Annotated in this window: 10 protein-coding genes; 5 read left to right on the forward strand and 5 right to left on the reverse strand. The window is 63.8% G+C overall.

Annotated features, from left to right (window positions below):
• Positions 1-135: 135 nt before the first annotated feature.
• The 5 genes from fba (at position 136) to AC26AR_RS16360 (ending at position 4,184) form a co-directional block, all read left to right on the forward strand.
• Positions 136-1,200 carry a class II fructose-bisphosphate aldolase gene (gene fba, locus AC26AR_RS16340; protein WP_077379931.1) on the forward strand — a complete coding sequence of 355 codons (1,065 nt, stop codon included), beginning with the start codon at positions 136-138 and terminating at the stop codon, positions 1,198-1,200.
• A gap of 154 nt (positions 1,201-1,354) precedes the next feature.
• Positions 1,355-1,729 carry a translation initiation factor Sui1 gene (locus tag AC26AR_RS16345; protein ID WP_084207732.1) on the forward strand — a complete coding sequence of 125 codons (375 nt, stop codon included), beginning with the start codon at positions 1,355-1,357 and terminating at the stop codon, positions 1,727-1,729.
• Positions 1,730-1,818: 89 nt separating this feature from the next.
• Positions 1,819-2,253 carry a YbaY family lipoprotein gene (locus AC26AR_RS16350; protein WP_303565971.1) on the forward strand — a complete coding sequence of 145 codons (435 nt, stop codon included), beginning with the start codon at positions 1,819-1,821 and terminating at the stop codon, positions 2,251-2,253.
• 34 nt (positions 2,254-2,287) lie between these two features.
• On the forward strand, positions 2,288-3,208 hold the full coding sequence (locus AC26AR_RS16355) for a nuclease-related domain-containing protein (protein WP_077379925.1): 921 nt from the start codon (positions 2,288-2,290) through the stop codon (positions 3,206-3,208).
• Between the two features lie 139 nt (positions 3,209-3,347).
• On the forward strand, positions 3,348-4,184 hold the full coding sequence (locus AC26AR_RS16360; RefSeq protein WP_077379923.1) for an ATP-grasp domain-containing protein: 837 nt from the start codon (positions 3,348-3,350) through the stop codon (positions 4,182-4,184).
• Positions 4,185-4,287: 103 nt separating this feature from the next.
• Here AC26AR_RS16360 and AC26AR_RS16365 read toward each other — a convergent pair whose 3' ends face one another.
• The 5 genes from AC26AR_RS16365 to AC26AR_RS16385 all read right to left on the reverse strand — a co-directional run bounded on the left by AC26AR_RS16365 (position 4,288) and on the right by AC26AR_RS16385 (position 11,403).
• Positions 4,288-6,039, reverse strand: coding sequence for a BCCT family transporter (locus AC26AR_RS16365; RefSeq protein WP_191236391.1), 1,752 nt, complete (start codon positions 6,037-6,039; stop codon positions 4,288-4,290).
• 358 nt (positions 6,040-6,397) lie between these two features.
• On the reverse strand, positions 6,398-7,735 hold the full coding sequence (locus AC26AR_RS16370) for a deoxyguanosinetriphosphate triphosphohydrolase (protein ID WP_084207729.1): 1,338 nt from the start codon (positions 7,733-7,735) through the stop codon (positions 6,398-6,400).
• 227 nt (positions 7,736-7,962) lie between these two features.
• Positions 7,963-9,372, reverse strand: a complete 1,410-nt coding sequence (gene ntrC, locus AC26AR_RS16375) for a nitrogen regulation protein NR(I) (RefSeq protein ID WP_077379917.1) — start codon at positions 9,370-9,372, stop codon at positions 7,963-7,965.
• Entirely contained in the window at positions 9,369-10,448 is a 1,080-nt protein-coding gene (gene glnL / locus AC26AR_RS16380; RefSeq protein ID WP_077380022.1) for a nitrogen regulation protein NR(II), read from the reverse strand. The genes ntrC and glnL overlap by 4 nt, the downstream gene beginning before the upstream one ends.
• 313 nt (positions 10,449-10,761) lie before the next feature.
• On the reverse strand, positions 10,762-11,403 hold the full coding sequence (locus AC26AR_RS16385; protein ID WP_255304486.1) for a DUF4124 domain-containing protein: 642 nt from the start codon (positions 11,401-11,403) through the stop codon (positions 10,762-10,764).
• Between the last annotated feature and the right edge of the window lie 9 nt (positions 11,404-11,412).

Here is an 11,412-nt window from a genome sequence, read left to right on the forward strand (position 1 = left end):
TCCCGGTACCCTGAGCCAGCCACATGCCCGGGGTACCCGGTAACTGGGTCACGGTAACAGGGCCATCCTCTGCCTGCGGCACAGGGTGGCCAGACGCTACTCCCTTTTCCATTCCCCAAGAAGACAGGTGATGTCATGGCATTGATCAGCATGCGCCAGATGTTGGACCACGCAGCCGAGTACGGATACGGCATTCCCGCGTTCAACGTCAACAACCTCGAGCAGATGCGCGCCATCATGGAAGCCGCCGACCACACCGACTCTCCGGTGATCGTCCAGGCCTCTGCAGGCGCTCGCAAATACGCCGGCGCGCCGTTCCTTCGCCACCTGATTCTGGCCGCGATCGAGGAATTCCCGCATATCCCGGTGGTCATGCACCAGGATCACGGCACCTCGCCAGCCGTCTGCCAGCGCTCCATCCAGCTGGGCTTCAGCTCGGTGATGATGGACGGTTCGCTGGGGGAAGATGGCAAGACCCCGACAAGCTACGAATACAACGTCGATGTGACCCGTCGCACCGTCGAGATGGCGCATGCCTGTGGCGTGTCCGTCGAAGGCGAACTGGGTTGCCTCGGCTCGCTGGAAACCGGCATGGCCGGTGAAGAAGACGGCATCGGTGCCGAAGGCAAGCTGGACCACGACCAGATGCTGACCGACCCCGAAGAAGCCGCCGACTTCGTCAAGAAGACCCACGTCGATGCCCTGGCCATCGCCATCGGCACCTCCCACGGCGCCTACAAGTTCACCAAGCCGCCGACGGGTGACACCCTGTCCATCCAGCGCATCAAGGAAATCCACGCCCGCATCCCCGAGACTCACCTGGTGATGCACGGCTCTTCCTCCGTGCCACAGGACTGGCTGGAAATCATCAACGAATACGGTGGCAAGATTCCGGAAACCTACGGGGTTCCGGTCGACGAGATCGTCGAAGGCATCAAGCACGGCGTGCGCAAGATCAACGTCGATACCGACCTGCGCCTCGCCTCCACCGGCTCCATCCGTCGTTTCATGGCCCAGAACCCGTCTGAATTCGACCCGCGCAAGTACCTGAAGGAATCCGTGAAGGCGATGCGCGACATCTGCATCGCTCGCTACGAAGCCTTCGGTGCTGCCGGCCACGGCAGCAAGATCGACCCGATCAACCTCGAAGCGATGTTCGAGCGTTACCACCGTGGCGAGCTGGACCCGAAGATCAACTGATCTGACGGCCATGCGCACGACGGCATGAACGAAAGGCGGCCCGCAGGGGCCGCCTTTTTTTGACGCATCAGGGTGCCGCTGCCGACGCGCACGGGTATCCTTTCCTCAGACACCGCCGACAACGCATCATTTTTCTGGTACCGCAGGAGACATCATGGCCTCGCTCAAGGATCAACTTTCCGGGCTTGTCTATTCCACTGAACACGGCGCCACCTGCCCCGAATGCCGCCGCGCCGAAGCCGACTGCGAGTGCGCGGACCTCGCCGAGCGCGAACGGCTCGACAGCCTCGATGGCGTGGTGCGTATCCGCCGCGAGACCAGCGGCCGCAAGGGCAAGGGCGTGACCACCGTGAGCGGGATTCCGCTGGCGGAGAAGGAACTCAAGGCGCTTGCCAAGACTCTCAAGCAGCGGTGTGGCACCGGCGGCAGCCTCAAGGACGGTATCGTGGAGATCCAGGGCGATCACCGCGAGACGCTCAAGACCGAGCTGACGCGACGCGGCTATACCGTCAAGCTGGCCGGCGGCTGAACCTGCACGCCCCGGCATCCGTCTCATCAGACATCTCGGTTGGCGGCGTATCGCCGACCGCACAAGGGACCTCCATGCTGAAACTCTCCATGCCTCATCCTTCCCGCTCTCTGGCCATCGGCGCACTGCTGCTCGGCACGCTGGGGCTGGCGGGCTGCATGACCGGCCCTGACTTCGCTCAGCTGGAGGCACGCGTGGTGCCACAGCAAGCCTTCCAGGCACCGGGTGATGCGCTGCTGGAGGTCCGCCTGGTGGATATCTCCAGAGCCGATGCACCGGCCAACCTGATCGCCAGCACCCGCTTCGGCGGGCTGCGCCAGGGGCCTTTCCCGGTCAGCCTGCAATATGATCGCAATGCCATCGAGGATGGCCATCGCTATGCACTGCAGGCCGACGTGCGCAGTGACGGCAAGCTGTACTGGATCAATGACAGCGTGGTGCCGGTACTGGACACTACCCACAACGCAGCGCAGGGTGAGGTCGAGGTGCCGATCGTGCCGCTGCCACGTGCGCTGGGCCACTGAATACGCCCCCCTCTCCTGTAGATAGGACATCCCGATGGATTGGCTGGAATACCTGTTACCTGTCTTCTTTCTCACCCCGCTGGGCGCCATCGCGCTGGTGGTGCTGGGCATGCGCGGCCTGCATGAGCGCCGCATCCAGTCACCCCTGACCCGCCGCCAGCTGCGCGAGCCGGGCCAGAGCCTGCGAGACCGCCTCGATGATGCCTTCCAGTCATTGTTTCTCGATGGCGCACTGGGACCGCTCATCACCCTGAGCCCGCTGATCTATGGCATGGGACGCATGGTGTTCGGCGAAGAGCAGAACTGGCTGGAGTGGGCGGGCTATGGACTGGCCTGCGCGCTGTTCGTGTTGATCTTCGCGCTGCGCCTCACCCGCCACTTCCAGCGCATCCGCAAGTTGAAGCTGGGGCTGGCCTGCGAGCTGTCCATCGGCCAGGAGCTGGATCAGCTCATTCGCCCGGAGCAGTTGAGCAGCGTGGTCTATCATGACGTCCCCGCCGACGGCTTCCATATCGACCATCTGGTGCTCACGCCGCTCGGTGCCTATGCCATCCGCACCAAGGCGCGCTCGCGTCCGCTGGATGCTCTGGGAGCGATCAAGAACGAGGTCAAGCTGGAGGATGGGCGCCTGCACTTCCCCGGTGGGCGCGAGCGCAAGCCGCTGCGCGAGACACGCGTCGCGCGTGACTGGACTGCCGCCTGGCTCAAGCGCGAGTGTGGTGTCGAGGTACCGGTACACGGCATTCTGGCGCTGCCGGGCTGGCAGATCATCCGGCGTGGTGAACAGCGCAAGGGCGACCCGGACGTCGTCAATGGCGAAGGGCTGGCCGAGTGGCTCAGCACCCATTGCATGACCCCGGAGGATGGCTGCCCGGCGCTGGATGAGGCACTCAAGCAGCGCATCAACGAGGCGATTCTGCTGCGGGTACAGGCCGAACGCATGGAAACGCCCTAGGCCAGCGACTGGCGGTCGCCCATCCGCCCGTCACAAGGACTTGCCAAGCGGGCCGGCGCGACGTTAAATACGCGCCGGTCCAGCCCTGGCTCCTTGATCGCGCCGTCGCAATAATGGCGCTTCTGGCGACATATCCCCCATGAAACTCATCACCTTCGACGCATTTCGCACCCTCGGTATCGCCGGCGTTCGCTACATCAAGCCGGAACGCATGCTGGATCACCTCGACGAGATCCGCGCCGCCGACATCCTGCTGTTTCCCGAATACTGGCAGATCACCACCCTGGTCTACGGCCTGGGAAAACGCATCTTCCCGAGCCTGCCCAGCTACGCCATCGGCCACGACAAGGTCGAGCAGACGCGCGTCTTTCAGGCCATCTGCCCGGACAATGTGCCGCCCACCGAGATTCGGGGTGCCAGCCGTCAGGCTATCGACGACATCGAGGCACGCTTCGGCTATCCGCTGATCGTCAAGGAAGTGAAGAGCTCCATGGGGGCCGGGGTGAAGCTGATCCAGTCACGTGGCGAGCTGGAAGCCCACGCAGCCGAGCACCCGGTGCTGTATGCCCAGCCGCGGCTGGATATCGATCGCGACCTGCGCATCGTGGTGGTCGGTGGCGAAGTCATCACTGCCTACTGGCGCGTCACGCCGCTGGGCGGCTATCGCTCCAATGTCAGTCAGGGCGGCGAGACGGCCTATGACAACATCCCGGCGCCCGCCATCGAGCTGGCGCTGCAGCTGGCCGAGGCGCTGAGTGTCGACCACGCCGGTTTCGATATCGCGATGGTCGATGGCCATCCGATGGTCTTCGAGTTCAATCGTCTGTTCGGCAACCAGGGCATTCAGGACAGTTCACGGCGTATCGGTGCCGCCATCAGTCGCTATCTGGCCCTCGACAATGACGACAAGGACCCGACGCCGCCGGTGCTGACACCGCGCCGCGCCCGCAGCGAGACACTGCAGGAAACCGCCTGAATCATCGCCCCTGAGACTCACCAGCCCGTCATCCAGACAGCAGAAAGCCGCCCCGAGGGGCGGCTTTCTGCTGTCGGCGGCCTGATCCTTCAGGCCGGCCGGATCACAGTCGGGAAGGACGGCTGTGCGGGTCGCCTTCGACATGATTCTTGGGCGTGTCCTGCTGCGGCTTGCCCGCCGCAGGCACGTCCTCGTCCGGAATCTCCCAGGTGCCCTCTTCCGTCCAGGGGTCGTCTTCCGGGAATTCCTCGATATTGATCTCCTTGACCGTGTAATCCGGCTGGTAGCGCAGGTCATAGTGCGCGGCGCGCACGATGGAGATGCACAGCAGCAACGCCACCGCCAGCAACGGCACGCCACCGATGATCGAGGCCGTCTGCAAGGTTTCCAGCCCGCCGACGAACATCAGCACGATCGGCATGAACGACAGCGCGAAGGCCCAGAAGAGACGGTTCCAGCGCATCGGCTCCTCATCCACTTCCTTCTGGACCACGGCCGCCAGGATATAGGAGATGGAGTCGAAGGTGGTGGCCGTGAAGATCAGTGCCAGCAGCGTGAAGGCAAAGATCACCACATAGTCCAGCGGCAGGGTATGCAGCATGGCGAAGATGGCAGCGGTCGGGCTCTGCTCGTTGAGTATGGTCACCACGTCCAGCTCACCTGACAGCTGCAGGTACAGGCCGTAGTTGCCCATCACCATGAAGAACAGGAAGCAGCCCATGGTGCCGAAGAACATCGAGCCCGCCACCATCGCGCGAATGGTGCGACCCCGCGAGATGCGCGCGATGAACAGCCCCACGCTGGGCGCGAACACCAGCCACCAGGCCCAGTAGAAGATGGTCCAGTCCTGCGGGAAGTGGGTGTTCTCGAAGCCCTTGAACTCGGCGAACGGCTCAAGCCAGGTCGCCATGTGGATCAGATTGCTCATCACGCGCCCCAGCGCGTCCAGACCGGTGTTGGCCATGAACAGGGTCGGACCTGCGATGAAGATGAACAGCAGCAACCCGACCGCCAGCCAGAAGTTGATGTCCGACAGCAGCTTGATGCCCTTCTTGAGCCCCACGTAGGCGCTGTAGCCGAACAGCGCGGTACACACCAGCAGCACGACGACCTGGGTCATCAGCGACTTGGGTACGCCAAACAGCTCATGCACCCCCTCGTTGATCATCGGAGCTGCCAGACCGAGCGTGGTCGCCCCGCCACCCAGCATGCCGAAGACGAAGCTGATGTCGACCAGCTTGCCCAGCCAGCCACGCGCCAGCTTTTCGCCGAGCACCGGCATCAGCGCCTCGGAAATCTTCAGGACACTGTGGTGACGCACGTAGTAGAAGTAGGCGATCGGCACGGCGGGAATCAGATAGATCGCCCATGCCAGCGGCCCCCAGTGGAAGATACCGTAGGCGGCGGCCCATTCCGCGGCCTCCGGTGTCTGACCTTCCACGTGGAACGGCGGCGACTGGTAGTAGTAGACCCACTCGATCATCGACCAGTAGAGGATGGAGGCCCCGATACCGGCGCAGAACAGCATGGCCGCCCACGACACGATCGAGAACTCGGGCTTCTCTTCGGCGTCGCCCAGCTTGATCTGCCCGATATCACTGAAGATGATGTAGATCATGAAGCCACCGGCTCCGACACCCAGCATCAGGTAGAGCACACCCAGCTTGCTGGTGACGAAATTCTTGGCCGCCGATACCCACATCGCACCCTGCTCGGGGAAGATGACCAATGGCAACGTCACTGCCAGCAGCAGAAAGATCGAGCCGAAGAAGGTCGGCTTGTCGATCATGTCGAAGGCCTTCTCTGGCTTGTTCTCCGCGTTGGCAGCGGTTCCTCCGGGGGTTTTCTTGCTCATAAATAAGCCTCGTTTATCGTTATTACCCTGCATGATAATAGCTTATCATGAATGAAAAGTGACCTGCGCGCTCACACTTCGTACAAAGCTAGTACAACAACTCGATAGGCTACGTAAAGAAAATTTACCGCTTGTCAGCGCAAGGACGTCACGCGAGACAGCAGCCGGCCAGGATCACGTCGACGGAGACATCGAGGAAAAAAGGAAAAGAGGGACGGAGGGAAAGCGGGAAAGGAGTTGCCGGAACAGATGGGGCGCGTGACCGGCAGGAGGCCGGCAAGGCAACGCGGAGATGACACGGCAGACCACGACTGCCCGGCACGGCTTGCCGGACAGTCGTCATGCTCGAGCGGATGGCTCAGTCGCCGCGCAAGCGGCCACCCATCTCCTGAGCGAGGTCCACGGCGAAGTGATCGGTCATGCCGCCGATGAAATCGAGCATGCGCCGGTAACTGCGGTAGAGATCCCAGTCACGCGTCGGGGTGTTCTCGCCGATCAGCGCCAGCACGCGCTGATGCTTGAAGCTGGAGCGCCCCGTGGTGTGCAGCTCATGGGCAGCCCCGATGAAAGCTTCGAGCAGGATGCCCAGCGTGGTGTAGGCGCCGATTTCCAGCTTGGCCTTGCGCTCGTTGCGAAAGATCTTCTGGCGCGCCAGATTCTTGGCTTCCCGCACGCCCCAGCCGAGATCGGGATGACACAGATCCAGCAGGTCCTCACTGAGGGTGCCCGCCAGCAATTCCGCCTCATGCTGCACGAAGGCCTGGGCCACGTCATTGACCGCCCGCTCCATCGCCGCGCCCCTGAGGGCCGCCACCTTGCGCCGCTGTGACGTGCCACGCGCGACCATGTCGTCATACTCCCGCGGCGCGCCACCACTGATGCCGGTCAGAATCTCGTAGACCTCCTCGAACTGCAGTATGCCCATCTCGAGGCCATCCTCGAGATCGAGCAGCGCATAGCAGATGTCATCGGCGGCCTCGACCAGCCACGCCAACGGGTGGCGACACCAGCGGCCATCGTCACGCGCCAGCAGCCCGCAGCGCTCGGCCACCTGATCCAGCAGTTCACGCTCACTCTGGTAGCAACCGAACTTGCCGCCTGCCGTGGCGTGCTTCACCGTCCAGGGATACTTGAGCAGGGTGCCCAGCGTCGCCGCCGTCAGGCGCATGCCGCCATGAAACTGGTTGTATTCGATCTGGGTGACGATACGAAAGCCCTGGGCGTTGCCTTCATAGGTGAGCAGGTCTTCGCGCTCGGCCTCGCTCAGGCCTGACAGACGCCCGTGGTCACTGGCGGCCTCTGCGGCAAACCAGTCACGGATGGCATATTCTCCGGCATGCCCGAAGGGTGGGTTGCCGATGTCATGTCCCAGACAGCCGGTCTGGACGATGACGCCGAGGTCGGCGGGCGTGACCCACTCGGGCAGATGGTCCTTCAACTTCTCGCCGACCATCATGCCTAGCGAACGCCCGACGCAGCCGACCTCCAGGGAGTGGGTCAGACGCGTGTGGATGTGGTCGTTGTCGGTCAGCGGATGCACCTGGGTCTTGCGACCCAGCCGTCGGAAGGAGCCCGCGAACACGATCCGGTCGTGATCCTTGTGGAAGGGCGTACGGCCCATCTCACGCGATACGGTGCCCGGTGCGTCATGCAGGCGACTCGGCTCCAGCAGTCGTTCCCAGTTCATTGATGACATCAGGCAACTCCTTGGCAGGCGCCCGAGAAATGACGCCGGCGAGCAGACAACGGTGAATGACGGGCAGAAAAAAAGAGAACAGGGATTGTGGCACCCTGTTCTCTTTCTCTCCAGACCGCTGGGCGGTTCTCCTGTCCGCCCAGACGGTTTCTCGACCCGCTCAGGCGGTTCATCTCCCGCTCAGCCTGATGATAAGGGCGCTCGAGACTGTCTGGCGCCGGGGCGGCTCAATCCTCGGCCAGTGCCGGCAACAGCACCTTGAGCTTGCGCGTCAGCGTGTTGCGTCCCCAGCCCAGCAACTCGGCGGCTTCGCCCTTGCGACCGCCGGTATGCTTTAGCGCCGTCTCGATCAGGATGCGCTCGAAGTCGGGCACCGCCTCTTCCAGCAGATGGGTGTGGCCGGCGGCGAGCGCGCGGTCCGCCCACTCACGGAAGGCACCACGCCAGTCCCCGGACGCGGCCTCGGTGCCACTGACGTCACGCAGTTCCGGCGGCAGATCCTCGACCATCACCTCGCGGCCCGAGGCCATCACCGTCAGCCAGCGACAGGTGTTCTCCAGCTGGCGCACGTTGCCCGGCCAGTCGAAACGCGTGAGGTGCTTCTCGGCCGCCTCGGTGAGCACCTTGGGGTCCGTGGCCAGCTCGCGTGCGGCTTCGGCGAGGAAGTGCTGCATCAGGCGCGGGATGTCCTCACGGCGCTCTGACAGCCGCGGCAGGTGGACGCGGATCACGTTGAGGCGGTGGAAGAGATCCTCACGGAAACGACCATCCTCCACCAACGCCTCCAGGTGCTGGTGGGTCGCGGCGATGATACGCACATCCACCTTGACCGGCGTGATGCCCCCCACGCGGTAGAACTCGCCATCCGCCAGCACCCGCAACAGACGTGTCTGGGTTTCCGCCGGCATGTCGCCGATCTCGTCCAGGAACAGGGTGCCACCATCGGCCTGCTCGAAGCGTCCGCGACGCAGAGCGGTGGCACCGGTGAAGGCGCCCTTCTCGTGGCCGAAGAGCTCTGACTCCATCAGGTCCTTGGGGATCGCCGCCATGTTCAACGCGATGAACGGCTTGGCCTTGCGGGGCGAATGCTGATGCAGCGCCTGGGCGACACGCTCCTTGCCGGTCCCGGATTCGCCGTTGATCAGTACGGTGATGTGCGACTGGGACAGGCGACCGATGGCCCGAAAGACCTCCTGCATCGCTGGCGCTTCCCCGATGATCTCCTTGGTCAATCCTTCCGGCACCACCGCGGGGGCCTTGGATTCCCGCGCGTGCGCCACGGCGCGCCGCACCAGCGCCAGCGCCTCATCGACATCGAAGGGCTTGGGCAGATACTCGAAGGCACCGCCCTGATAGGAGGCCACGGCACTGTCGAGGTCGGAATGGGCCGTCATCACGATCACCGGCAGGTCCGGATAACGCTCGCGGACTCGTGCCATCAGATCGAGGCCATCGATACCGGGCATGCGGATGTCGGTGATCAGCACATCCGGGCACTGGCGCATGATGCTGGCTTCTGCCTGATCCGGGCGCTCGAAGCTTTCCACCTCGAGGTCAGGCTGGGCCAGAGCGCGCTCCAGTACCCAGCGGATGGCGCGGTCATCATCGACGATACAGACGCGTGCAGTCTCGCTCATGAGGGATCTCCAGAAGTGCCGGCAAGCGGGATTAATAGTCGGAATTCGGTATGGCCGGGGCGCGAGTCACACTCGATCAACCCCTGATGCTGGTGCAGGATGCCCTGGGCGATGGAAAGCCCGAGCCCTGAGCCTTCGGCGCGCCCCGAGACCATCGGGTAGAACAGCGTCTCGCGCAGCGCCTCGGGAATGCCCGGGCCGTTGTCGCTGATCGCCAGCTCGCAGACCAGACGATGGCGCTCATGACCCAGCGTGAACTGCCGCCGGGCCCGCGTGCGCAGGGTGATCTCCCACGGCGCCTCATTGCCATCGGCTGATTCGGGCTGCGGCTGCTCGTTGAGGGCCTGGGTCGCGTTGCGCGCGATGTTGAGCACCGCCTGGATCAACTGGCCTTCATCGCCGATGACTTCAGGAAGGCTCGGGTCATAGTCGGCCGTCAGCTTGATGTGATGCCCTTCCGCCGCCAGCAGGGAGCGCACCCGCTCGGTCACCGAGTGGATATTGACCGGCGACTGCAGCGGTGGCCGATTCGGCCCCAGCATGCGATCGACCAGATCGCGCAGGCGATCCACCTCCTCGATGATGATGCGCGTGAACTCCACCATCTGCGGTTCCGGCAGATCGCGCTCCAGCAACTGGGCCGCGCCCCGGATACCGCCAAGCGGGTTCTTCACTTCATGCGCCAGTCCGCGTGTCAGCACCTTGACGGCTTCCTGCCGAGCGATCAGCGCCTCCTCGCGAGAGATCTGCATCAGACGATCACGCGGCTCGATTTCCACCAGCAGCTCATTGGCGCTGACCGGGGTCGCGGTGAAGTCCACCGTCAGCGGCTCGTTGGCCGCATTGACGATCTCGGCCTCACGCTGGGTATAGGGATGCTGTTCTTCCAGCGCCTTGCGCAGCACCTTGATGGGCTCTTCATCCAGCCCGGTCAGATGTTCAGGGGAGCTGCCCTTGACGCGCACCAGGCTGACCGCCAATAGCGTCTCGGCCGCCGGGTTCAGCCATACCACGCGCAGCTGTGCATCCAGCACCACCACGGCAGTATTCAGGTGTTCGAGCAGTCGTTGATGCATGCCTTTATCCGCCATTCGCAGTACGTCTCCCTGTTCTGCAATAACCGCGCCAGTCTGGTGCAAATGCCGCGTGCATGGCACCCGCGCCGATGCACCTCTTTCGGGCGTCGATTTGAAGCACCATTATGGTGCACCAAAGGATCGCACTGCCAACCCGATGAAGCAGACCTGCTCATCAGCGGGCGTGCTGCTGCATCGCGGGCGATACCGTTGCCAGACCTGGCGACAAAAAAGGCCACCCGAAGGTGGCCTGATGACCTGGCGCGCGAGTCACGTGTCATTCGCAAGCCAGAAGGACTGTCACCCCCATCTCTCAGCCACCCCCGGCATTGGCCGGGTTGTTGGGATTGCGCGGGAGATTGACGCTGGCGCGTTGCACGTAGACCACTCGGGGCTCGGTGGTCTGGCGCACTCGTCCGGAGGCATCCAGCAGCTCCGCCTGGATGACGTGCTTGCCACGCTCGAGCCCCGGCACCATGAAGACACTGCTGTTCATGGCCGATTGCGACGGCGCGCCATCCACGGTCACGCGTACCTTGTGCTCGGGACGCAGCTGCGGCTCGATGGCCAGGCGCACCGCCAGGTTGCCGGCCTGCCCCGTAGGCAGCGTCTCTTCATTGCTCGGGCTCTGGATGAAGAAGCGGGTATAGCCACGGAAGCTGACATCCACGGCAGGCGCGGAGGGTCGGCTACGGGAAGCGGTCTCGGACGGGGAAGATGACACGCCACGCGAAGCAGGCGCGCGCGAGGGAGCAGACTCGGTGGAAGGCACCACACTCAGCGGCGTCAGCTTGACCTTGCTGCCGCCCGCCGGCTGATCACTGAACACCACGTTGCCGTTGGCATCCACGTGCCGGTAGACCTGAGCCGCCTCGAGCTCCGCCGAGACGCTGCTCAGGGCCAGCACCGCTGACAGGCAGAGACCGAGCGTCGTCATGCCCGGCAGGCGAGCCATCCGCCGCAT

Source organism: Cobetia sp. PS-4MA (genome assembly GCF_057670765.1).